Raw genomic sequence first — 23,571 nt, forward strand, 5'->3', positions numbered from 1 at the left:
TTTTTATAGTGAATTTTAATTGTAGCTTAAAATATATTTAAAGAATAAAAAGGGTAGCAGGGGTAGGTATATTAAAAAGGAGTATTAGATGCTGGAGAGAATTCATAGAAAGTTTAAAGGATATTACATTTTCTTACTAATCTTAATTTTATGGAAAATTGTATGTGTTTTAGGTATATGGAGTAGCTATATTTTGCCTCCGCCTGAAAGAGTTTTGGAAACTTTTATAAAAATGATAAATGATGGTTCTATTTTTTTAAATGTTTATGCTAGTGTGAAGAGGATATTTATAGGTTTTTTAATAAGTTCATTGATAGCAATACCACTTGGAATCGTGTTTGGTGTAAATAAAAAAATGTATGAATATTTCAAGCCACTATTTGAATTTATGAGAAGTACACCTCCACTAGCCTTAATACCTATGCTGATTTTATGGTTTGGTATAGGTGAAGAGTCTAAAATTATAATTATAGTTTTAGCATCGTTTTTTCCAATATTTTTAAATACACTAAAAGGGATAAAAAATTGTGACAGTAAATTAATTGAAGTAGGCAAGTCTTTTAATTTATCTAAGAAAAGAATTTTTTGCAAAATAATAATTCCTAATTCTATGTTAGATATTGTTGTTGGACTTAGTTTAGGTCTTGGGTATAGCTTTAGAGCTATAATTGGTGCAGAACTTATTGCGGCTTCTTCAGGTTTAGGATACTTGATTTCTGACGGTAAGGATATGTCAAGAACTGATATTGTACTGGTTGGAATTTTTGTTATTGGTTTTTTAGGTATACTTTCAGATTATCTATTTTCAATGGCAATAGCAAAATTTAGTAAAGGGAAGCAGGTTGATTTAAATGGTTAGAAATGGATTTTTATTAGAGAATATACATAAAAAGTATTTAGTTGATAATAAAGAACATTTAGTGCTTGATGATATATCATTAAGTATATCTAGCGAAGAAATAACGGTTATACTAGGGGAAAGTGGCTGTGGGAAGACAACCTTGCTTAGAATTTTAGCAGGTCTTGAAAGTACTACTAGTGGAAATGTATATTTTTTTAATAATGATAAAAAGTGTATCCCAAAAGTAGGAGTTGTTTTTCAAGAAAGTAGACTAATGCCATGGCTAAATGTAAGTGAAAATATACTTTTACATACTGAAAAAAATAATAGAAATAAAGTTGATTTAGATAGATATTTAAAGATGATGAAACTTGAAAAGTTTAAGAACTCATATCCAAATGAGTTATCAGGAGGAATGGCTCACAGGGTAAGTATTGCAAGAGCTCTTTCTTTTAACCCAGATATTCTATTGATGGATGAGCCATTTGCAGCATTAGATTATTTTACAAGAAGAAAAATGCAAAAAGAAGTAGTAAATATCCATAAAAATACTAAAAAAGGGGTAGTATTTGTAACTCATAATATAGAAGAAGCTATGGAAATAGCAAAGAAAATAATTGTTTTTAGTAAAAATAAAGGGATTAAACAATTTAGTGTCGAAGATGAAAGTGTCGAAGATGAATATAATAGAGATTTAACTAAAAGCTATTATATAAGCTTAAAAAAAGAAATATTAAGGGAATTGGGGGAGTTTTAAGTGATTAAGAGAAACAAAAAAATTTTAGCAGTAATGACATCTTTAGTAATGGTATTGGTTGGGACTGTGGGATGTTCAACCAAAGAAGAGGGTAATAAAGATGTTCCTACAAAAAAAGAGACTAGTTTACCTAAGGAAATAAATTTAACCTATGTGAAGTCTCCACTTAACGTTCCAAGTATACTGGAAAAGAAAGATGATTCATTTGGTAAGGAATTTAAAAAGGATAATATAAAAGTTAATTTTCATGAACTAACAACAGGCCCAGAACAAACTCAGGCACTAGCTGCTGGAGAATTAGACTTTTTACATGCATTAGGTGGAACATCTGCTATAATAGCAGCATCTAATGGAGTTGGACTTAAAGTTACAAATATCTATAGTAGATCACCAAAAGGATATATGCTTATAACTAACAATGAAAATATCAAATCTATAAAAGATTTAAAAGGTAAGAAAATTGTAGGTCCAAAAGGGACTATACTTCATCAATTATTGATTGCTGCACTTGCTAAGGAAGGTTATACGATAGATGATGTTGAATATGTAAACATGGATATTCCTAGTGCTGCCTCTGCATTAGAAAGTAAAAGTGCAGATGTTGCAATGCTTGCAGGGCCAGTGGCTTTAAAAACAATAAATGCAGGTAGCAAAATGATAGTAAATGGAGAAGGTTTAGTTAGTGGAATAATAGTTACTGCAGTAAGTGATGATTTTGCTCAAAAATATCCTGAATTAGTAAAAAGATTTATGAAAGTTCATGAAGATACTTTAAAATATATGGATGAGAATAAAGATAAGGTAATGGAAGAGGTATCAAAAGAAGTTGGTTTAACTTTAGATGAAACAAAGGAAATGTATTCTTGGTATGATTTTAGTTCTAAGATAACAGATAAGGACATAAAAGAGTTAGAGGATACACAAGAATTCTTGATGTCTAATGGAATGCAAGAAAAGAAAATAAATATTAAAGATATGTTATATAACCAAAATTAGTATATTAAGAAATTAGCATATTAAAATAGAAAATACATCCTTAAGTTATTGTGATAATAACATGATAAAAAAGGATGTATTTTTATTTTTAATTATTTTATAGAATAAAATCTAATTAGAAACAGCTTACTATTTTATCTACACTTATGTAGTCAAGTAATTTTCTCATTTTTTTACGATGAAGCAAGAACTTAGAATATGTGTCTTCTGATTGTTTTGGATCACCATAAACTTTCCAATACCTAATCATAGAAACTTCATAGTTACTATATCCCATAAATCCAATTACATCTTTAAGGGGATATCCTAAAAAAATACCTATTTCATCAGGAAAAGTATCAGTTTTAAGCTTTTCAACTAGATGCTCTAAATAAGCATTTACATTAGTATTTTGTTTGTATCCTAAAAACTTCAAGAAATTTACTGTTTTTTTACATTTTAATCTTTCTGACAATGCTGTTTTATTTACAAATAAAATTTTTAATCCTTTTTTTTCTTTATCAATAACTATAAAATCTATTCTTTTACAATTATATAGATATTTGTAAATATCATTAATTTTTTCCTCTCTATTTACATCAGTAAATGAAATATTTATTATTTCAGCAGGTTTAGAGCCTAAAAAAACTGGACCTAAAACTTCTAAAAGCCATTTTATATATGATGATTCAATTTTATTCTTACAACAAAATTGTGAATTGCAACAATGCATAAAAGATAACCTCCTTCAAATGAAAATTAATATCAATTAATTAAATTATACTATGAATGATAATCAATATCAATAATAAAATTATATTTTTTTTATTAATTACTTATCTATTATAATTTCCCAAAAAATAAATTATAAATTGTTTAATTTTAGTAAATAAAAAATAAAAATATAGAAATACTAAATTGAGAAAGAACTTTATTAAAACTTTTTGTAATATAAAACATCTAGGAGGATAATAAAAATGAAATTAAAAAGAACTTTATTTGTAGGACTAGCGTTAGTATTAGCTATAGGTATGACTGCTTGTACTAAAAAAACTGAAAAACCAAATGAAAATGCAGGAAAAAATCCAAATGAATCAGTAAACAACAATGAAGGTTATATGAATTATTATTCAACAAGCTATAATGATTATATAGCAGGTTTAAATAGATATTCTATTTATGATACTCCAGAAAGTATAAATAATCAATTTAAAGATAAAGAATATCCAGGAAATGAAAAATATTTAAGTGATGTAAAGGCTGCATACAAAGACAGTAGAGACAAAATACAATCATTTGTAACATCTCTTAAAAAAGATGGTAAAACAGAAGATGCTGAATTAAAGAAAATGAATGATGAATTAATAACTGAAGGTGAAAGATTAGTAAAAGATATAGATGCTAGATTAGAGAAATTAGATAAAGTATCTGATGAAGATATGAAAAAAGGTCAAAATGACTTTATGAAACTAGTTCATGGAACAGAAGATGTTGGAAATGATATAGGTAGTGGTTTTAGAAAAATGATAAAAGACATGAATGATAGATTAGGAATAACAGGAAATAATAAAAAATAGTAGAATAACCTGCCAATATCAACAATAAAAATTATTTTATAAAGCGCTGTAAAGCCACACGAACACTATGTTTGTGTGGCTTTATGTGTTTCTGTTTTAGTTGCTTAAAAATTCCGTTTTACGCCTATTTGATTTCAATATTTAATGATGGCTTATAAAAACAGTAAAAAAATATAAAACGAGAAATTTTCAGGTATAGTATCTAATCGAATTTTTAGCCTTGTTTTGTTGCCACATACAGGATAGCGTATCTACTCTATTTTTATAATGCTTTACTTTATTTCGATAAATAATTTAGAACACGATTATTAAAATCTTTTGCTTCCTCATACGCAGCATGTCCAAGACCTTTATATATAAATAATTCGCTGTCCTTAATTTTATCAGTTAATTCAACAGAAGAAGTTACACCAACTATCTTATCGTTATCGCCCCCAATTATCAAAGTGGGACATATAATATTATTCAACTCCATATATGCATCATGCTGAATACAAGAGGATGCTTGTATGAGAAACCGTCTAAAATCTTTAGGTTTACCGATTTTCCCAAGCAAGGGGTAAAGAAAACGATATTTTTTTAGATAATTCTCTGAATAAGAATTTTCTGATATGTCAATCATTAGATACTTATATTTTTCTTGCTCTGCCAATGTAATCCAATTCCCAACAACTTCTTGTATGTTTTTATTCTGCTTTGATAGCGTAACTGCCAGTACGAGTTTCTCAATTAAATCGGGATAATCAATAGCAAGGTATTGTGCTATCATTCCACCTTGAGAAATACCTAAAACTTTAGCTTTAGTGATACCAAGTATTTTCATGGCTTTCGCTTGGTCTTTAGCCATATCTCGTGTAGAATAACCTTCTTTTAAATGGTTTTTTCTGCTAAAAACATATACTTTATAGTCTTTGGCGTACATGCGATATGCGATAGCCATTGTAATAGCCATTCTTTTGACTGTGGTTAATCCATCGCCTAGTCCAGGAAGCATGATTAAAATATCACTACCATTTCCAAAAGAGATATAGTCCATATCTGTATCGTCAATGCTGACGCATCCACCTTTTGCCTTCCAAAACATAACTGTATCCTCCTTTTATTTTAAAAGCCCCATTTTTAATATTTCCAGATATTCTGTTAGACTTTTTACATATTCATTTTGTATGTGTTCGAATGAATAGTTATCTATTTGAGTACTTACTAAAAAAGAATCGTTAAAACCTTTTAGAAACCACTTCAAAATGTCGATAGTTTTCTGCTTATGCCAACGAAAATTACTCAAATCAATATCTTTAACTAGATTGTCATATACATCAAATTCCTTAATACTATATCGTTCTATGGTCTTTTGGTAAATCTCAGTATCACTTCTTGTAAATGCACCTATTAACAATTTTGCTTTTTCAGGATTTTGAATATACCAAGAAAATTCTAAAGCAGAATATTCAATTATTCGTTGGAATAACTCTGGTGAAATGGCGATTGTCTTTTTTTCTAAACTTTCAATAAAGTCTGCTGTGACGGTATCAAGTATGAAAAAATACAATTCTTCTTTAGTAGAAAAATATTTAAACAAGCTACCTTTACTAATACCAGAGCTTTTAACTATTCTATTGGTGGAACTATTTGTATAACCATATGTTGCAAATTCAGATATTCCCACACTAATAATATTCCTTTGTTTGTCTTCATTAAGCTCAAAAAATAATTTTGTAGGCATGATATCTCCTTATGTAATGACCGACTGGTCATTTCCGTTGTACAATATTAGTGACCATGTGGTCACTGATATTTAGTATACTTATTAGTCACTTACTTGTCAATGAGTTTTTCAAAAAAATGTTACAAGTGGAGATATTATAATGCTTTATTACAATCTTTTCTTACATAGTGACGTATTTGGTTTTTGCCTGCCAACGAGACTGTATTTAAAGTTCCAATAACTCCAGTTCAGATGATTAATATTTTCACAAATATTTACTTCGCATTTTAAAATAGTTCGTTTTTATTTTTTACTCCAAGTTCTTTGCAAATAAGTTCTTTATATGCTTCTACTTTTGCTGGAAAATCACTAACATTCTACTCGAAGAAATCCACATCCAAATAGAAATTAGATAGAACAAGTATCAGTTTTGTCAAAATAATTGAAAGAGTAGTATCTTGATATCCATTTTCTAAACTGATATGAGGTTTTATGAACTTTGTTTTCAATTCAGAATAATAAAAAATAAAAATTTCAAATAAATTTATTGACAAATATTATTAATAAATATATTATATATAACATAGCAAGAAATGATAATCGAATTAAATAACGTCTTATCAAGAGTGGTGGAGGGACTGGCCCTTTGAAACCCGGCAACCAGTATATTTTATATACATTGGTGCTAAATCCTGCAACTAATATAGTTGATAGATGAGTATAAATAGCTTTCTAAGCCTGAGTTTATACTCAGGCTTTTATTTTGTTAGATACAAAATTAAAATACATAAATAAAAATAAACATACAAATTGAGCAGAATATGTGGGGAGGAAATTTTATGATTAGCATAAAAAATGTTAATAAGTATTATGGAAAGACTCAAGTACTTAAAGATGTAAGTATTGAGATAGAATCTGGAGAAATTTTTGGAATAATAGGTCATAGTGGTGCTGGAAAATCAACACTACTTAGATGTATAAATGGGCTAGAAGAATATCAAGAAGGTAGTGTGCTTGTATCTAATAAGGAAGTAAAGTCATTAAATGAAAAGCAAATGAGGGATTTAAGAAAAGAGTTAGGTATGATTTTTCAACACTTTTCATTACTTGAAAGAAAAACAGTGTTTGATAATGTAGCATTACCTTTAGAGTGCTTTGGATATACAAAGGCAGAAATAAAAAAAAGAGTTTTAGAGTTACTAGAAGTGGTTGGTATATCTGAAAAGAAAAATGATAAACCAAGAAACTTAAGTGGTGGTCAAAAACAGAGAGTTGCAATTGCTAGGGCTTTAGCACTAAACCCACAAGTACTTCTTTGTGATGAAGCAACTTCAGCACTAGACCCAAATACTACAAAATCAATTCTTTCATTACTTGAAGATATAAACAAAAACCTAGGAATAACAATAATAGTTGTAACTCACCAAATGGAAGTTATAAAACAAATTTGTGGAAGAGTGGCAATAATGGAAAATGGAGAGGTATTAGAAATAGGAGATACAGAAGAAATTTTCTTGAGAAATACTAAAGGACTTAGAAAATTAATAGGTGAAGAAAGTATAATTTTACCAAAAGGAACAAATATAAAAATACTATTCCCTAAAGACATTTCTAATGAAGCTATTATTACAACAATGGCAAGAGAGTTAAACATAGATGTATCTATAATATTTGGGAAATTAGAACAATTTAAAGAAGATATTTTAGGTTCACTTATTATAAATGTTTCAGATAAAAGTGGAGATAAAGTAAAACAGTATCTTACAGATAAGGACATAAGATGGGAGGAAATGATAAATGAATAGTCTAATTGATTTTTTAACAACACTATTTCCAAATGCATTACTACAAACTTTATATATGGTCATAGTACCAACTGTAGTGGCAACAATATTAGGATTTATACTAGCAATTATATTAGTAGTGACAAAACCAGATGGATTAAAACCAAATAGTACGATTAATAGTGCACTAGGATTTATAGTAAACATATTTAGAAGTTTCCCATTTATGATACTTATAGTTGCAATGATTCCAATAACAAGATTAATTGTTGGAACAAGTATAGGAGAAACTGCTGCAATAGTACCAATAACTATTGGTGCAGCACCATTTATCGCTAGGATTATAGAAAGTTCATTAAACGAAGTTGATAAGGGACTAATAGAGGCTGCCAAATCTTTTGGAGCTACAAAAAAACAAATAGTATTTAAAGTTATGATAAAAGAAGCAATGCCTTCAATAGTATCTGGAATTACATTATCAGTAATTTCTATACTTGGTTATACAGCTATGGCAGGTGCAGTAGGAGCTGGTGGACTAGGTAATATAGCTCTTATTTACGGATACCAAAGATTTGACACAGCAGTAATGGTTTATACAGTAATAGCACTTGTAATACTAGTTCAAATAATACAAGGTTTAGGAAATCTAGCTTATAAGAAACTAAAATAATTTAATCAATAAAACATTTTTAAAGGGGGAGTAAAAAATGAAATTAAAAAAATTATTATCAGTAGCATTAGTGTCAGCAATAGCAATATCAGCAGTAGGATGTTCAAACAAAGAGGATAAAAAAATATTAGTAGGGGCATCATCAAATCCACATGCAAAAATATTGGAAGTTGCAAAACCTTTATTAAAAGAAAAAGGATATGATTTAGAAGTAAAGATATTTGATGATTATGTGCTTCCAAATACAGCTTTAGATGAGGGTTCTTTGGATGCTAACTTCTTTCAACATATTCCATTTTTAGAGGAGACTGTGAAGGAAAAGGAATATAAACTTACTTATACATCTAAAGTTCATATAGAGCCAATGGGATTCTATTCAGAAAAAGTTAAATCATTAGATGAAGTAAAAGATGGAGCAGTTATAGCTGTACCAAATGATGCGACTAATGGAGCTAGAGCACTTAAATTATTAGCAAAGCATAAATTAATAGAAGTAAAGGATGGCGAACTTATAACTAAAAAAGATATAACTAAAAATCCTAAAAATATACAAATAAAAGAAATGAATGCAGAACAATTACCAACAGTATTAAAAGATGTTGATGGAGCAGTAATAAATTCTAACTATGCTTTAACAGCGAATTTAAATCCTACTAAAGATGCAATAGTAATAGAATCAAGCGATTCTCCATATGTAAATATAATTGCTTGTAGAGAAGATAATAAAGATAGCGATAAGATTAAAGCTTTATCAGAGGCTATGAATAGTAAAGAAGTTAAAAAGTTTATACAAGATGAATATAAAGGAAGTATAGTTCCAGCTTTTTAAATTAAATATACAAAATCTATAAAATGAGTAAAATTTTAAAAACTTTACTCATTTTTTTTTATAACTAGAAAGTGACAAATTTTTTGGGAGAATTGTGGTAACATATTTATAGATAAAACTATATAAAAATGAAGAAGTGGTGGAGAATATGGAATCTAAAGGAACTTTAAGGAAGAATAAGGGCTATATATTGGCTAATGGGTTATTTTTAATTATTGCACTTTTGAATATAAATTTGTATACAGTTTCCATAAATATGTATAGAATAATTTTACTTTGGATATTTGGATATTCTATAGTTTATATAACTAGTTTTGAAAAAGATGAATTTATAAACATACTAAAATTAGGATGCCTTGTATTAGTTTTTGTGGGGATTTTAGGCATAGCAGAATTAGAGATTCAAAAATTCCAAGTTATGATACTCAATTTAAGTATAATTAATATATCTACATTTATATACTTAACAATTTCTAAAATAAAAAAGCTGAGAATAAGTCATTTGTTGATTTTCAACAGTACTTTTGTAATAGTAGATTATCTTCTAAGAAGTATTTTTAATAACTTTTATTTGAATATGATTATTATGGCAATTAATGTTGTCATGTCTTTGTTCAATTTATTGTTTGTATTAAACAAAACTAATAGTGAAACTGAACATTATAGCTTAATAAAAAATTTATCATACTTTGCTTTATTTGCAACTATTATAGGTTTTATAACAACTTGTCAAATTAGTATAGTAGATACAGATAGATTAATAGGAGTAGTGTATTTATTGTTATGTAATTATACTTACTATGTGTATGTATACAGTCTAATTAATAGAGTGGTATATCCATATTATGAATTAAATTCAATAAATAAGAAATTAAGTAAAAAGTCAGAACAATTAAGTAAGATAAATCTAGCAATAGAAAAGGACATGACTATACAGAAAACATTAAAAAATTACATAGATGAAAGAAAAGAGTTATTAAGACAAGCACTTGATACTATACCAAATGTATGGATAATAACAGATTATGATTTTAATATAAGTTATACAAATAATGCATTTAAAGATGAATTTTCAAAGGATATGAAAAACTTTTATCACATATTAAATTTTATAAAGGAAGATGAGCATGTAGCTGAAAAGCTAAAGAAATTTGATACGGATATAAGTATAATTGATAAACAAGTAGAGTTGAATAATAAAATATATTTGTTAAGTTTAAGTAATAATGAAGAAGAAAGTAATTATTTAATAAGCTTAAATAATATTACAAATGAAATAAAAATGGATAAAGAGATAAGGGCTATAAATAAAGATTATGAAAATATAATATTAAATATACCATCTCCTATACTTGTAAGAAGTGCAGAAGGTGGTATAAAGAAGAATAAAGTAATAAGCATAAATAAAAAATATGAAAAGAGTTTTAAATGTACACCAAAAGAGCTAGTTAATATGACATTAGAAAAATATTTTGAAACCTTTAACATAGATTTTTTTGATAATAGAGAGTTTAAAAGATTAAATCTAACAAAAGAAAAGAAAGCTGAAATAGTAAGTTATAATGATACGGCAAATTGTATAATTAATTTTGTAATGTCTGATTCAGAGGGCGAAGAACATGTTGAAGAAGTGAGAGTTGGAGATTATTGGTCAAATAATAAATTATTTAAGTTACTTACATTTAGAGATATAACTAAAGAAATAAATATACTTAGAACAGTAAATGAACAAAAAATAATATATGAAAAATTATTAGATGCTATACCAGAGGCTATTTTTCTTGAAGATTTAAGTACATCAAGAGTACTCTATACGAATAGAGCTTTTAGAGAATTATTTGGAATATCAAGTGATGTACTAGGCGTAACAACACAAAAATATAGAAATATCTTAGTAAAAAAATACATAAACAATTTAAATATAGGTGAAAGAGAAAAAAGTATTCATATAGTAAATGAAAACAATCATATTAAAGAAGTAAAGATGATATCAAGAACCTTATACTTTGGGCAGAAGAGAAGTAGAGTGAGAATAATTAAAGATTTAAGTGTACAAAGAGAGTCTGAGAGACTTAAAAAAGCATTAATAAAACAAAGACAGTATGACCAGATGAAGATGGAGTTCTATGCTAATATATCTCATGAACTTAAGACCCCTTTAAATAATATCTATAGTTCAGTTCAGCTTATCGAGAATCTTTATAAAAAAGGAAAGATAATTGACTGTCAAGATATATTAAGAGAACACATAAAAATAACTAAACAAAACATGTTTAGATTATTAAGATTAATAGATAATATAATAAATATTTCTCAAGTTAAATCAGAAATATATAAGATTAAAGCGGTTAACTTTGATATTATCGATATAACAGAAAGAATAGTTACATCCATTAGCAGTTATGCAAAATCTAAGGGAATAGACTTAGTTTTTGATACAAATGAAGAAACCATGAGAGTAGGACTTGACCCAGAATCTATAGAGAGGATAATATTGAATATATTATCAAATGCTATAAAGTTTACTTTAGAAGGTGGAGAAATACTTGTAGGAATATATAAAGAGGGTGAAAATGTAGAAATACTTATAAAAGATACTGGAATAGGTATAGAAAAGGAAAAATTAAATGACATATTTAATAGATTTAAACAAATTGAAAATAGTGGTATATCAAACGAATTCGGCAGTGGAATAGGATTGTGTCTTGCAAAATCGTTAATTGAAATTCAAAATGGAGAAATTTATATAGATAGTAAATTAGGAGAAGGAACAAAGGTAAAAATAATATTCCCAATTAAAGAAGTAGTTGAAGAAGTCTATGATAAATCAAATTACAACGATAATATTGAAAAATTCGAGATAGAATTTTTTGATATATATAAGTAGTAAATATTGAAATCCATTATTTTATATATTAATATACAATTAAAAGCAGACTAATTTTACTTATGATTTTAGCTGTATTTAACTGACTATAAATAAACTTTATGAGGTGAAATTTTGGAAAAGGATTTTTTTAGGAAAAATGGAATTGATTTAGCTAAATCTATATTAGGTAAATATTTAATAAGAAAATATGAAAATAAAACAATTGTTACCAAGATAGTAGAGACAGAGGCATACATGGGTATAAATGACAAAGGCGCACATGTATATGGTGATAAAAGAACTGAGAGAACTAAGCCTCTCTATTTAGATGGTGGACATATATATGTTTATTTAATTTATGGTATGTACAATTGTCTAAATCTATCAGCAAATATAGAAAATGTACCAGAGTGTGTGTTAATAAGAGGTGTCGAACCAATAACTTCTTTAAATGAGATATCTGTAAATAGATATAATAAACTGTATGATAATTTGAGTAAGTATCAAATAAAAAATATTACTAATGGACCAGGAAAACTTTGTAAGGCTTTAAAAATAGATAGAAGCTTAAATAGTAAGAGTATAATGGGTGAAGAATTGTATATAAGTGACTTTTATTATGATAATGAAGGAAAAAAAGTATTTAGTGAAGATAAATTGGATATAAAAACTAGTAAACGTATAAATATAGACTATGCAGAAGAAGCAAAAGACTTTTTATGGCGTTTTTATATAGAATAGGTACTGATATCAATAAGATATATATTTATAAAAATTATTTTTTATAAATATATATCTTATTTTTTATAGAATTTTTATTTTAGTATAAATAAATTTATAAAGCAGGAGATGTATTTTCAGTAGATTTTTATAATTATTTTCAATTGTTTTGTTTATACAAACAAAGATATATTTCAACAAAATAAGTATGATAATATTATACTATAAAATAAATGAATATTAACTTTTGGACGCATTTTATTAAGAATAGTCGTGTTTATATATAAAGTTAGTTTATTTTATATTAAACAGATTATTTATTACAACAAATAATTATTTATAAAAAATAGAAAAATTTTGACAAAAAAAGAAAGTATCTTTAGAATAGAGATATATTTAAAATCGTATGATTGAGGTTATAAGGTGATTTCATATGGTTTATTATGAAAATTATTGTTAGACAGAAAATTTAAAAATGGAATTTAAAAAGATGATAAATATTTTGATAACGATTGTTAAATTAGGAAATAACAAGTCTGTATCTGTATAAATATTAGAAAAATATGTATAGTTTTAGACTGTAAAATATAAGATATTGTAGAAATAAAAAAAGGCATTGAATAGATACTATTAAATTGTAAAATTATGTTATAATTATTGTAAAGGATGTAAAAATCTGTAGAAATAGCAATATAATAAGCTTGATTTTTAATAGTTAAATTCAAATAAACTATATAATGCAATATACATAAATTAAAGATAGTAATCTGATAAAAATTATACTAATAGGATTTATATATTATGAACTATATAAATAATAAAGTAAATTATAGGAATAACTTAAGTTTTATAATATAGTTTTATAATATAAAAAAAGTCATTATAATCAGATATATTAAAAAATAGAAAAATGATTAATAAATTTTATTAAATTAGGTAGAGAGATATATATAATAAATTATAAATAATGATAAATGTGTAGACAAAAGAAAGTGAATAAATTATATTTATACTAATAAAGTTTTTTTGAGGTGAAATATTATAGATATAATAGCCTATATTTATATTCTTATATTTATATTATGAAAAAATTAAAATTATTTAGGGGTGATGGTTTTGAATAAGGACATAGGAGCAAAAATAAAGCAACTTAGAACTCAAAAACAAATGACACTGAAAGATATGAGTGAGAAAACAAACTTATCAATTGGATTTTTGTCACAGCTTGAAAGAGGATTAACAAGTGTGGCAACAGATTCATTAGGTAAAATAGCAAATGTATTGGATGTAGATTTAACTTACTTTTTTATGAAACCAAAGGAGCATAAGAGACCTGTATTAAGAAGTTATGAAAAAGAAGTTTTTGATGTAGAAAATTCAACATTTATACATTATCATTTATCATCTAATTTAAAAGAAAAAACTATGTTACCAAGATTAATTGAAATTCTTCCAAGTAAAAGTAGTGAAGAAATTTGTTGCTATGTACATAGTGGTGAAGAATTTGTATATGTTTTAGAGGGCACTCTTACAGTGTTTTTGGGTGACGAGCAAATTGAAATGTATCCAGGTGATACAATACACTACAATAGTGAAAAGAACAATCACAATTGGGTTAACTATACTAATAAGATGGTAAGAATTTTAGTGGTAAGTATACCAAATCCATTTGAAAATTCTGATACAGTTAAAGAAGCTTAAAGTTTAGTTATTACTTATTTAAGGAGGAGTATTACAGTGAAAAGAATTGGATTTATAGGTGCAGGGAATATGGCCAGTGCTATGATAGGTGGTATAGTAAATTCAAAATTAGTTGAACCTAATATGGTAACAGCATCAGCATATACTCAAGGAACTCTTGATAGAATACATGCAAATTTTGGTATAAATACTACAAAAGATTCAAAAGAGGTTACTAGAAATTCTGATATAGTAATTGTAGCTGTTAAGCCAGACATATATGATGATATTTTAGAAGAGATAAAAGATTTTGTAGATGATAGTAAGATTATAGTTACAATAGCAGCAGGAAAATCTATAAAAGATATAGAGGCAATTATAGGTGAAAATAAAAAAATAGTTAGAACTATGCCTAATACTCCTGCACTTGTAAATGAGGCTATGTCTTCAATATCTATAAATAAAAATATAAAAGATGAAGATTTAGAAGCAGTGGTAGAAGTATTTAGTTCTTTTGGAAACACTGAAGTCGTACCAGAATATCTTATAGAAGCAGTGATTGGAGCGAGTGGTTCTGCACCAGCCTATGTGTTTTTGTTTATAGAAGCTATTGCAGATGCAGCAGTAATTGCAGGAATGCCAAGACAACAAGCATATAAATTTGCAGCACAAGCAGTTATGGGTTCTGCAAAAATGGTACTTGAAACAGGAAAACATCCTGGTGAACTAAAAGATATGGTATGCTCACCTGGAGGGACTACTATAGAAGCAGTTAAAGTCCTTGAAGAGGAAGGTTTTAGAGCCTCTGTTATAAAAGCTATATGTGCATGTATAGAAAAATCTCAAAAAATGAGCAAGTAATAAGAATTTATTTGAGATAAAAAGAATTGCCTTTTATAGAAAATTTCTATATTAGGCAATTCTTTTATTTACTTAATTTTTAAAATAAACCTGAAAGCCAATTCTTTATTTTTTCAAAGAAACCAACTGAGTCATTAGTATTGGATTGATTTTCAGAATTATTAGTTGTGTTATTTTCACTTGATTGAGTGTTATCATTATTCTCGCTATTATTTTCTGAGTTATCCGTATTATTAGAGTTAGTACTATCTTCTGAGTTATCTGTATTATTAGAGTTAGTATTATCTTGTGGATTTATTTGAACACCTTCTGTAGAGTTTATCACAGCATTTGAGCCAAGAGACTCATCATTAGTGTTATTTAAGATTCCCAAATCTTTTTTATCTCCTCCTGAGAATAAACCAGAGAACCAATCTCCTATTCCACTAAACCATCCACCTATAGTATCTAGTATTCCAGAACCTTTAACACTATCACCTAATTTTTTTAGTTGTTCATTTACATTGTCTGATACATTATCCAATGTATTTTTCATATTATTGTAATCATAATCTTGGTCAGCTATTTTTTTCATTACACCTTGAATTTGTTCTTTTTGTTCTGGTGTAATAGTAATATTGTAATTGTTTACAACATTATTTATCGTATTAGCTATTTGATTAGTATCCTTTGTACCATTTTTTACAATTTCTGTTTTGATATCATTCATCACACCAGTTGCTTTTTCTTGACCTATATCATCTCCTAAATCACCTGTAACCACTAACTCTTCAGAAGCAATTTCCTTTTTTGTTTCGTCAAGTTTTTTTCCTGATGCATCTTCAAATGCTTTCATAATTCCTGTCAATGCACCAGTACCACTTACAGGATATGGAGCAGCAGCAATAACATTTGCATTTTCAAGACCAGCTGTTGTAAGTGTTGAAGCAATCATTGAGCTAGTTACCCAAGTTAAATTTGCTGTTTTAACATTAATTCCATTGCCATTTGTTGTAGGCTCAACATAAGAGCAAGAAATAGTAACTTTACCAAGTTGGCTCTCTGTTGCAACACCTTGTAAATATTGTCTTTCTTCTGCATTTGTTACATCTAAAACTAAGACTTGGTCTTTTTTAACTCCAAAATAATTAAGCATTTGTTGTTTTTGAGATTCTGATAAGTTAGCTCCAAGTGTAACAACATTTGTTCCATCTGCATAAGCAAGGTTTAAACTTCCAAACACAAGCATAGTAGATATAATAATAGAGCTAATTTGTTTTTTAAACTTCATAATAATCCTCCTAGATTTAACATACATTACATTTTCAATATATATTTTTATCAATATATTGAATAAAAATATGTGCTACATTTCTATTATACTAAATATAAACTATTTTTTAAATCAATGCGATTACAAGTTTGTAATAAAAAAGGTAATATAAGGTAAATAATAAAAAAATAATTTTTATAAGAGATTGAAAAAACAATTAATGTAGTATACTATAATATAGAAATGATTATGATAATGTTATAGAATCGGAAGGAGAAAAAATAAATGTCAAAAGAATTAGTAAAAGACAGAGTAATAAAATATTTAATAGAAGATTTATTAGTACCTCAGGACATGATTGATACAAATGTTGAATTAGCAGAATTTGAAGAAGGTGCAGAGGGAACTTTAGATATTATTGTAAATGTTAAAGATGATGAGGATTATTACGCTCCAGTAATGATAGTGCAGTGTTTAGATGAAGATGTAGAATTAGAAGGGGAAGTTTTACAAAAACAAATAGAATTTTTAGAAGAAGTAGATAACATAACTATGTCAGGTAGATTGGTTTTAACTAATGGTGATGCTATGATGTATGCTGATTGGAGAGGCGAAGAATATGATACTGAGGCAGCACTTCCAACTTATGATATAATGGTAAAAGAGTTTAATGAGATGGAACAACAAGTTAAAGATTCAGAAGAAGAACATCATCATCACGATGAAAATTGTGGATGTGGATGCAATCATCATGAAAAGTAAATAACAAGCATATATATTAAAAAAGACTGTTTAATCAACAGTCTTTTTTTAGACATATATCAATCTAAAAACTTAGGATATAACAATATATAATAAAATAAATTATATATATAAGGAGGATATTAGGGTTAGAGGTAGAATAATATTATAGGTATAGTTTTTATAACTTTGTATACATAATATACAAAACAACTTATTTGAAGAAGGGGATATTATGTAGTTGTAGATTATGTAGTTTTAAATTATTTATTTTTGTTTTAGCAAATTCTATGAATAGAAGGGGTTTGATTATGGATACTAAAAAAGAAAATAATTATGAAAATTATATTTGTGTGGGTTCATCAAATGTATCAAATGCGATGAAAATGTATTTAAAGGAAATTGAGGAATACAAAATGTTGTCAGCAGGAGAAGAGGTAGAGCTGGCAAAGGAAATAATCAACTCATCTTCAGTAGCAAAGGAAAAGTTTATAAATTCAAATTATAGGTTGGTAGTGAGCATAGCAAAAAGATATAAAAGAGATAGTATTGATATGCTAGACTTAATTCAAGCGGGAAATATAGGACTCATAAAAGCAGTAGAGAAGTACGATTATAAAAAAGGATACAAATTTAGCACTTATGCTACATGGTGGATAAAACAAAGCATAACAAGATATATTGATGATTGCGAAAATACTATTAGAATACCTATACATCTTCACCAAAGAATAAATTTTGTAAAGAAAAAGAAACAAGAACTTTTAAATGTATTATTAAGAGAACCAACTGTAGATGAGATTGCAGATGCTTGTGGTCTTGAGGTTGAGAAAGTATTGGAATTATTAAAACGAGATAAAAATGTTGTATCTTTGGATACACCATTAAAAGAAGATGAAGATAGTAGTTTAGTTGAATTTATACCATCAGATGCTGATTTTAAAGATGTTGTAATGCATGAAGTGGAACAACATAATTTAAAAGAAAAAATAGAAGAATTACTTACAGGTCTTGGAGAACAAGAACAGCAGGTTTTGAGAATGAGATTTGGCATTGATGATGATGACCCTAAGACATTAGAACAGATTGGAAAAGTGTTTGGAGTTACTAGAGAAAGAATAAGACAAATAGAAGCTAAAGCAATAAGAAAATTAAGACATCCAAGTAAATTAAAACAATTAAAGCATTTTTATTAATATTTTTAAAGCGAATATAAAAGAAAGTAGGAGAAAGATTCTCCTACTTTTATTTTTTCTTTTGTTATACTTACACATAGTCAATAATGGTTTTTCAATAGGAAAACATGAAGTTAATAAAATAAAAATTACTTCTACATTACTTTAACTTGTAGAAAAGTTGAGTTTTTACTAGCTTAGTGACGATTATTAATAATCATATTTATATATTTTCTTTAAAATGCACTTATATATTTCTGTTAAGTATTCTTCATTGAGGAGAATACTTTTTTTGATTTTCTTTAAATGAATAGTTATCTAGTAAAAGTGATTAAAATTTTTCAAAATAGATAAAATATGTTAAAATATAACTTAAAAATGATTATATATTTTCCTTATGTGGAGATTATTAAGTTATAAGAAAGGTAATATTATTTATGATATATTAAAAAATAAACAACTACTATTATCTTTGTAAAATGTAGGAATAATGTATTAAATTATATATAATAGGCTAGCTTTTACTGAACTAAAAGAAGTGTGTTAGAAGTGGAGTGATGAAATGAGCAAAGTGGCTAAAGCAACTTTTTATTTGATGATAGTTACTGTAATATCTAAGATTCTTGGCATGGGTAGAGAATTAGTTTTATCATCAATTTATGGAACAGGTTTGTATACAGAAAGTTATTTGACCGCTATGAATATACCAAATATTATATTTGCAGCAATAGGAACTGCTATAGTTACTACTTTTATACCTATGTATCAAGACATAAGTAGTAAACAAGGTGAAAAACAGGCAGTAAAATTTTTAAACAATGTCTTAAATATAATAGTTGGTATATGCATAATTGTAGCTATACTGGGTGTGATTTTTTCAAAACAACTTGTGAGTATATTTGCTATAGGATTTGAAGGCGAGAGATTTGAGCTTACTGTAAAATTTACTAAAGTACTTATAACAGGAATAATATTTATAGGTATTACTAGTGTTATGTCAGCATTTTTACAAATAAAAGAAAATTTTATCATAGTTGGATTTGGTAGTATACCCTATAATATAGTAATAATTATTTCAATAATGATAAGTACCGTGTTTGGACCATATGTACTTCCAGTTGGTGCGGTAGTTGCTATGATAGTTCAGCTACTTTTTTACATGTTTTTTGTTAAAAAAACAGATTACAAATATTCATTTTACTTAGACTTTAAAGATGATAGTCTTATAAAATTGCTGGTATTACTTTCACCAGTGTTTATAGGTGTTGCTGTTAATCAAGTAAACTCATTAGTTGATACAACTTTAGCATCTACATTAGTTAAAGGTAGTATACCAGCACTTACTTATGCAGATAGGTTAAATGGTTTTGTTACAGGGACATTTACAGCCTCAATAGTGTCTGTTATGTACCCAATGCTGTCAAAATTAAGTGCAGAGAATAATCAAAAAAAATTTACTAGTTCAGTTAAATCTAGTGTCAATATGATAATAATTTCTATGATTCCTATTTCAGTTGGGTCTATTGTTTTTGCAAATCCAGTTGTTAGAATTATATTTGAAAGAGGAGCTTTTGATGCTAGAGCAACTCAAATGACAGCAACTGCTTTAGTTTTCTATGCAGTTGGAATGACTGCATTTGGACTTAGAGATATATTAGGTAAAGTTTTTTATTCATTACAAGATACAAAAACACCTATGGTAAATGGTATTATATCTGTTTGTGTAAATATAGTGCTAGATTTAATTTTAATAAAACCTATGGCTCATGGTGGTCTTGCTCTTGCAACTAGTTCATCATCAATTGCATGTATATTGTTACTTTTCATAAATTTAAGAAGGAAAGTAGGTTATTTTGGACAAGATAAGATAATAAAAGCAACCTTAAAATCATTAGTAGCATCAGTTATTATGGGAATTTTATCATATTTTACGTATAAATTTATATTTGGACTTTTAGGCGTAGGTACTCTTAACGAGTTAGTATCATTAACCATTTCAGTAATAGTTGGAGGTGGAATTTACACATTACTAATGACCATTTTTAAAGTTGAAGAAGTTGATATGATATTAAATATTGCAAAAAGAAAGTTACACTTAAAAAACTAGTTTAACTATATTAATTATATATTTAGGAGGATTTTATGAAACACATATTAAAAACGGTAGACCATACCATTTTAAAGGCTACAACGACATGGGAAGATATTAAGGTTTTGTGTGATGAGGCTATAAACATGAATGTAGCATCAGTTTGTATACCACCATCATATGTAAAAAGAGCAGCAGAATATTTAAATAGTAAAATAAAGGTATGTACAGTAATAGGATTTCCTCTAGGATATCAAACTACTGCAACAAAGGTATTTGAAGCTGAAGATGCAATTAAAAATGGAGCAGATGAAGTTGATATGGTTGTAAATATTTCAGACATTAAAAATGGAGACTATGAGAAGATAGAAAATGAAATAAAAGAAATAAAAGCAATTATTGGAGAGAAAATATTAAAAGTTATTATAGAAACATGTTATTTAGAGGAATGTGAAAAAGTAAAGATGTGTGAGATAGTAACAGTGTCTGGTGCAGACTTTATAAAGACATCTACTGGAATGGGAACAGGTGGAGCTACTTTGGAAGATATAAAGCTTATGAAAGAGCATGTTGGAGAAAATGTTAAGATAAAGGCTGCTGGAGGCGTTAAATCGATTTCTGATGCAGAAAAATTTATAGAGGCAGGTGCTGAAAGATTAGGTACTAGCTCAATATGTAAAATATTAAAAAATGAAGACATAACAGGTTATTAAAACTATTAATTAATGGATAAAACAATGACAACTAGATATTAGTTTAATTATAAATTTATAGAACAAAAGGCAGAGGGAAATTTCCCTCTGTTTTTTTTATTTAATCTTGACAGAAAAAACTTTATAATATATTATAGTCTTATAGTTAGTTACTTAAGTAATTAACTAACTTGGGAAGGAGGAACCTATGAAATTAATATTAAATAATGAAGAACCCATATTTATTCAGATAGCACGAGCAATTGAAGATGAAATACTATCAGATGGAATAAAAGAAGAAGAGCAGGTTCCATCAACAACTGAACTTTCAAAGCTTTATAAAATTAATCCTGCTACAGTCTTGAAAGGAATAAATACATTAGTTGATAAGAATATTTTATACAAGAAGAGAGGGATAGGAATGTTTGTATCAGAGGGGGCAAGAAGTATAATAAAAGAAGTTAGGAAAGAAAACTTTAAAAATAATTTTATAAAAAATCTACTTCAAGAAGCAGATAAATTAGAGATAAACAGAGAAGAATTAGTTGATATTATAATAAATTTTAAGGGGGAGTAATGTATGAGTAACTCTATCAGGATAAAAAATTTGTCTCATAGCTTCAAAAAACAAAAGATTTTTGATAACATGTCTCTGAATTTTGAAGAAAATAAAATATATGGTTTATTAGGAAAAAATGGTGCTGGGAAAACTACATTATTGAATATAATAGTAAATCAATTAATTCAAAGTGAAGGAGATATAGAAATTTCAGGAAAAAATATAAAAGAAGATTTAAAAGTATTGGAAGATATTTGTATTGTAAGAGAAAAAGAATTTTATAATTCAGACTTTAAAGTAGGTCAAATATTCGAGTTTTCTTCTAGCTTCTATAAAAATTATGATAAGGCATTAGAAGAAAAACTATGTAAATATTTTGATTTAAATATAAAGAAAAAGTATAGAAAATTGTCTAGGGGAATGAAGACTATACTTTCAAATATAATAGGAATTTGTTCCAATTCAGCCATCACTATATTTGATGAACCAACAATTGGTCTAGATGCAGTAAACAGGCAAGAATTTTATAATGTAATCTTAGATAATTATATAAAAAATCCAAGAACGATAATAATATCAACTCATTTAATTGATGAAATAGATGATTTATTAGAGCATGTAATAATATTAAATGAAGGTAAGATTATTATAGATGAAGATATTGATACTATAAAACAAAAAGCTCATTATATTACTGGAAGCAGAGAAGAAGTAGAAAAGTTAGAAGCAATAATAAATGTAAAGCCTAAGAAATCATTTGGAAATACAGTTGCCTACTTTTACTATGGTGACTTTAGTAAAAACGATGAAAATATAATTGAAAATTCAAATATAGATGTAGGATACATAGGATTACAAGATATGTTTGTAAGTATGACTAAAAAGGAGGTTTTGTAATTGAATGAATTAAGACCATATATGAAATTTTTTAATAAAAATACAAAACTATATATAATTTTATTTTTGGTAATGGGTGCTTTTTTAAATGTTTTACCACTTATTATTGTAACTTTTGCTAATTTGCCTAAACAAGACTTATCATCTTTCACAACGACACTTTTAAACTATATAAGTATACTAATATTTGTATATGGAATATCCATAGTAAATAAAGATTTTTCAGGGGCTTTAAGTATAAGGGCAGATAGAAAGAATTGTATAAAAGCTATTATACTAACCTTAATTATTTTGTCCTTTGTTCTTTCTATTATAAGTATAGTTTTAATATTTTTATCAAAGTTATCTATGGAGTTTATAACTGGTTATAAGGTGGATATATTATCTTTACTGAAACAAGATTTACTTTGGATCTCTATACCCACAATAATAGAATCATCAACAGCAAATATGCCACTAGCTTACTTAAATTATTTTATAAATTTATGTATTAGTGAAATATGTATAGGTTTGATAGGCGCTTTATTGGGTGCTTTTACTTATAGGGTTAGAAAAGCTACTAGCTTTACTCTATTGATAGGACTACCAATATTGATATTAATTTATGTAGTTAATTTTGCAATTAAACATATGCAAAAAATGATTACATATTTAGATAAAATTATTATTTTATTTGAAAATACTTCTATTTTATTAGGGTTAAAAGTAGGAACTATATTTGTTTGTGTAGCCTTAATAATATTACTACTTAGAAGAGCTCCAATTAAGGATTATGCAAATGATTTATTATAGTTAAAATATAAATTACCTTAAAAGTAGATTTAAATATTAATAGTAAAAAGCCCTTAAAAACCATTTGTTTTGGATTTTAAGGGCTTTAATTTCATTGCAAATATAA

The 23,571-nt window shown here is 26.9% G+C and carries 23 protein-coding genes and 1 riboswitch; of the genes, 18 read left to right on the forward strand and 5 right to left on the reverse strand.

Features of this window, described 5'->3' with window-relative positions:
• Positions 1-88 precede the first annotated feature (88 nt).
• Genes IC214_RS16335 through IC214_RS16345 form a run of 3 tightly spaced genes read left to right on the forward strand, consistent with a single transcriptional unit; the run spans position 89 to position 2,594 of the window.
• Positions 89-859: an ABC transporter permease gene (locus IC214_RS16335; RefSeq protein WP_227482321.1), complete on the forward strand. Its 771-nt coding sequence runs from the start codon at positions 89-91 to the stop codon at positions 857-859.
• The gene (locus IC214_RS16340) at positions 852-1,598 is read left to right on the forward strand and encodes an ABC transporter ATP-binding protein (protein WP_227866813.1); all 747 of its coding nucleotides are present in this window, start codon (positions 852-854) and stop codon (positions 1,596-1,598) included. The genes IC214_RS16335 and IC214_RS16340 overlap by 8 nt, the downstream gene beginning before the upstream one ends.
• 33 nt (positions 1,599-1,631) lie before the next feature.
• Positions 1,632-2,594 (forward strand): NrtA/SsuA/CpmA family ABC transporter substrate-binding protein, encoded by a 963-nt coding sequence (locus IC214_RS16345; RefSeq protein WP_255612921.1) that lies wholly within the window; start codon positions 1,632-1,634, stop codon positions 2,592-2,594.
• Positions 2,595-2,709: 115 nt separating this feature from the next.
• On the opposite strand, the gene IC214_RS16350 is transcribed toward IC214_RS16345, so the two are convergent.
• Positions 2,710-3,306, reverse strand: a complete 597-nt coding sequence (locus tag IC214_RS16350; protein ID WP_227432851.1) for a DUF3793 family protein — start codon at positions 3,304-3,306, stop codon at positions 2,710-2,712.
• 244 nt (positions 3,307-3,550) lie between these two features.
• Here IC214_RS16350 and IC214_RS16355 point away from each other — a divergent pair, with 244 nt between their 5' ends.
• Positions 3,551-4,150 carry a hypothetical protein gene (locus IC214_RS16355; protein WP_227432853.1) on the forward strand — a complete coding sequence of 200 codons (600 nt, stop codon included), beginning with the start codon at positions 3,551-3,553 and terminating at the stop codon, positions 4,148-4,150.
• A gap of 152 nt (positions 4,151-4,302) precedes the next feature.
• Here IC214_RS16355 and IC214_RS21210 read toward each other — a convergent pair whose 3' ends face one another.
• Genes IC214_RS21210 through IC214_RS16370 form a run of 3 tightly spaced genes read right to left on the reverse strand, consistent with a single transcriptional unit; the run spans position 4,303 to position 5,873 of the window.
• The gene (locus IC214_RS21210) at positions 4,303-4,401 is read right to left on the reverse strand and encodes a cysteine-rich KTR domain-containing protein (RefSeq protein WP_227433305.1); all 99 of its coding nucleotides are present in this window, start codon (positions 4,399-4,401) and stop codon (positions 4,303-4,305) included.
• 26 nt (positions 4,402-4,427) lie between these two features.
• The gene (locus IC214_RS16365) at positions 4,428-5,234 is read right to left on the reverse strand and encodes an alpha/beta fold hydrolase (RefSeq protein ID WP_227823724.1); all 807 of its coding nucleotides are present in this window, start codon (positions 5,232-5,234) and stop codon (positions 4,428-4,430) included.
• A gap of 15 nt (positions 5,235-5,249) precedes the next feature.
• Positions 5,250-5,873 (reverse strand): TetR/AcrR family transcriptional regulator, encoded by a 624-nt coding sequence (locus IC214_RS16370; protein WP_227866814.1) that lies wholly within the window; start codon positions 5,871-5,873, stop codon positions 5,250-5,252.
• Positions 5,874-6,469: 596 nt separating this feature from the next.
• A riboswitch (SAM riboswitch) is annotated at positions 6,470-6,576 on the forward strand.
• Positions 6,577-6,694: 118 nt separating this feature from the next.
• On the opposite strand from IC214_RS16370, the gene IC214_RS16375 reads away from it, so the two are divergent.
• The 7 genes from IC214_RS16375 (at position 6,695) to proC (ending at position 15,268) form a co-directional block, all read left to right on the forward strand.
• Positions 6,695-7,660: a methionine ABC transporter ATP-binding protein gene (locus IC214_RS16375; RefSeq protein WP_227432855.1), complete on the forward strand. Its 966-nt coding sequence runs from the start codon at positions 6,695-6,697 to the stop codon at positions 7,658-7,660.
• Positions 7,653-8,309: a methionine ABC transporter permease gene (locus tag IC214_RS16380; protein WP_227432857.1), complete on the forward strand. Its 657-nt coding sequence runs from the start codon at positions 7,653-7,655 to the stop codon at positions 8,307-8,309. Before IC214_RS16375 ends, IC214_RS16380 begins: the two co-directional genes overlap by 8 nt.
• 37 nt (positions 8,310-8,346) lie before the next feature.
• Positions 8,347-9,138 carry a MetQ/NlpA family ABC transporter substrate-binding protein gene (locus IC214_RS16385; RefSeq protein WP_227432859.1) on the forward strand — a complete coding sequence of 264 codons (792 nt, stop codon included), beginning with the start codon at positions 8,347-8,349 and terminating at the stop codon, positions 9,136-9,138.
• A 148-nt stretch (positions 9,139-9,286) separates the two neighbouring features.
• Positions 9,287-12,025 carry a PAS domain-containing sensor histidine kinase gene (locus IC214_RS16390; protein WP_227823726.1) on the forward strand — a complete coding sequence of 913 codons (2,739 nt, stop codon included), beginning with the start codon at positions 9,287-9,289 and terminating at the stop codon, positions 12,023-12,025.
• A gap of 114 nt (positions 12,026-12,139) precedes the next feature.
• Complete coding sequence (locus IC214_RS16395) at positions 12,140-12,748, forward strand: DNA-3-methyladenine glycosylase (protein ID WP_227432862.1); 609 nt, start codon at positions 12,140-12,142, stop codon at positions 12,746-12,748.
• A gap of 1,089 nt (positions 12,749-13,837) precedes the next feature.
• Positions 13,838-14,428 (forward strand): helix-turn-helix domain-containing protein, encoded by a 591-nt coding sequence (locus tag IC214_RS16400; protein WP_413840640.1) that lies wholly within the window; start codon positions 13,838-13,840, stop codon positions 14,426-14,428.
• Positions 14,429-14,464: 36 nt separating this feature from the next.
• Positions 14,465-15,268: a pyrroline-5-carboxylate reductase gene (gene proC / locus IC214_RS16405; protein ID WP_227432864.1), complete on the forward strand. Its 804-nt coding sequence runs from the start codon at positions 14,465-14,467 to the stop codon at positions 15,266-15,268.
• Positions 15,269-15,347: 79 nt separating this feature from the next.
• On the opposite strand, the gene IC214_RS16410 is transcribed toward proC, so the two are convergent.
• Positions 15,348-16,538 (reverse strand): DUF1002 domain-containing protein, encoded by a 1,191-nt coding sequence (locus IC214_RS16410; protein ID WP_227482326.1) that lies wholly within the window; start codon positions 16,536-16,538, stop codon positions 15,348-15,350.
• 267 nt (positions 16,539-16,805) lie between these two features.
• Here IC214_RS16410 and IC214_RS16415 point away from each other — a divergent pair, with 267 nt between their 5' ends.
• The 7 genes from IC214_RS16415 to IC214_RS16445 all read left to right on the forward strand — a co-directional run bounded on the left by IC214_RS16415 (position 16,806) and on the right by IC214_RS16445 (position 23,465).
• Positions 16,806-17,282, forward strand: a complete 477-nt coding sequence (locus tag IC214_RS16415) for a type I restriction enzyme HsdR N-terminal domain-containing protein (protein ID WP_227432867.1) — start codon at positions 16,806-16,808, stop codon at positions 17,280-17,282.
• A gap of 290 nt (positions 17,283-17,572) precedes the next feature.
• Positions 17,573-18,457, forward strand: coding sequence for an RNA polymerase sigma factor RpoD/SigA (locus IC214_RS16420; RefSeq protein ID WP_227432868.1), 885 nt, complete (start codon positions 17,573-17,575; stop codon positions 18,455-18,457).
• Positions 18,458-18,998: 541 nt separating this feature from the next.
• Entirely contained in the window at positions 18,999-20,543 is a 1,545-nt protein-coding gene (gene murJ / locus IC214_RS16425; protein WP_227823729.1) for a murein biosynthesis integral membrane protein MurJ, read from the forward strand.
• A gap of 35 nt (positions 20,544-20,578) precedes the next feature.
• Positions 20,579-21,238 (forward strand): deoxyribose-phosphate aldolase, encoded by a 660-nt coding sequence (gene deoC / locus IC214_RS16430; RefSeq protein WP_227866815.1) that lies wholly within the window; start codon positions 20,579-20,581, stop codon positions 21,236-21,238.
• Positions 21,239-21,425: 187 nt separating this feature from the next.
• Positions 21,426-21,794, forward strand: coding sequence for a GntR family transcriptional regulator (locus IC214_RS16435; protein ID WP_227432872.1), 369 nt, complete (start codon positions 21,426-21,428; stop codon positions 21,792-21,794).
• Positions 21,795-21,797: 3 nt separating this feature from the next.
• Positions 21,798-22,673 (forward strand): ATP-binding cassette domain-containing protein, encoded by an 876-nt coding sequence (locus tag IC214_RS16440; RefSeq protein ID WP_227823730.1) that lies wholly within the window; start codon positions 21,798-21,800, stop codon positions 22,671-22,673.
• Entirely contained in the window at positions 22,674-23,465 is a 792-nt protein-coding gene (locus IC214_RS16445) for an ABC transporter permease (protein ID WP_227823731.1), read from the forward strand.
• Positions 23,466-23,571 lie beyond the last annotated feature (106 nt).

The sequence above is a fragment of the Clostridioides sp. ES-S-0190-01 genome, from assembly GCF_020658275.1.
Lineage (GTDB): Bacteria > Bacillota > Clostridia > Peptostreptococcales > Peptostreptococcaceae > Clostridioides.

Bases quoted from the DNA above. Each gene is read 5' to 3' on its own strand.
- IC214_RS16335 (WP_227482321.1), top strand. From the start codon at position 89: ATGCTGGAGAGAATTCATAGAAAGTTTAAAGGATATTACATTTTCTTA.
- IC214_RS16340 (WP_227866813.1), top strand. From the start codon at position 852: ATGGTTAGAAATGGATTTTTATTAGAGAATATACATAAAAAGTATTTA.
- IC214_RS16345 (WP_255612921.1), top strand. From the start codon at position 1,632: ATGACATCTTTAGTAATGGTATTGGTTGGGACTGTGGGATGTTCAACC.
- IC214_RS16350 (WP_227432851.1), bottom strand. From the start codon at position 3,306: ATGCATTGTTGCAATTCACAATTTTGTTGTAAGAATAAAATTGAATCA.
- IC214_RS16355 (WP_227432853.1), top strand. From the start codon at position 3,551: ATGAAATTAAAAAGAACTTTATTTGTAGGACTAGCGTTAGTATTAGCT.
- IC214_RS16365 (WP_227823724.1), bottom strand. From the start codon at position 5,234: ATGTTTTGGAAGGCAAAAGGTGGATGCGTCAGCATTGACGATACAGAT.
- IC214_RS16370 (WP_227866814.1), bottom strand. From the start codon at position 5,873: ATGCCTACAAAATTATTTTTTGAGCTTAATGAAGACAAACAAAGGAAT.
- IC214_RS16375 (WP_227432855.1), top strand. From the start codon at position 6,695: ATGATTAGCATAAAAAATGTTAATAAGTATTATGGAAAGACTCAAGTA.
- IC214_RS16380 (WP_227432857.1), top strand. From the start codon at position 7,653: ATGAATAGTCTAATTGATTTTTTAACAACACTATTTCCAAATGCATTA.
- IC214_RS16385 (WP_227432859.1), top strand. From the start codon at position 8,347: ATGAAATTAAAAAAATTATTATCAGTAGCATTAGTGTCAGCAATAGCA.
- IC214_RS16390 (WP_227823726.1), top strand. From the start codon at position 9,287: ATGGAATCTAAAGGAACTTTAAGGAAGAATAAGGGCTATATATTGGCT.
- IC214_RS16400 (WP_413840640.1), top strand. From the start codon at position 13,838: ATGGTTTTGAATAAGGACATAGGAGCAAAAATAAAGCAACTTAGAACT.
- IC214_RS16410 (WP_227482326.1), bottom strand. From the start codon at position 16,538: ATGAAGTTTAAAAAACAAATTAGCTCTATTATTATATCTACTATGCTT.
- IC214_RS16415 (WP_227432867.1), top strand. From the start codon at position 16,806: ATGTCAAAAGAATTAGTAAAAGACAGAGTAATAAAATATTTAATAGAA.
- IC214_RS16420 (WP_227432868.1), top strand. From the start codon at position 17,573: ATGGATACTAAAAAAGAAAATAATTATGAAAATTATATTTGTGTGGGT.
- murJ (WP_227823729.1), top strand. From the start codon at position 18,999: ATGAGCAAAGTGGCTAAAGCAACTTTTTATTTGATGATAGTTACTGTA.
- deoC (WP_227866815.1), top strand. From the start codon at position 20,579: ATGAAACACATATTAAAAACGGTAGACCATACCATTTTAAAGGCTACA.
- IC214_RS16435 (WP_227432872.1), top strand. From the start codon at position 21,426: ATGAAATTAATATTAAATAATGAAGAACCCATATTTATTCAGATAGCA.
- IC214_RS16440 (WP_227823730.1), top strand. From the start codon at position 21,798: ATGAGTAACTCTATCAGGATAAAAAATTTGTCTCATAGCTTCAAAAAA.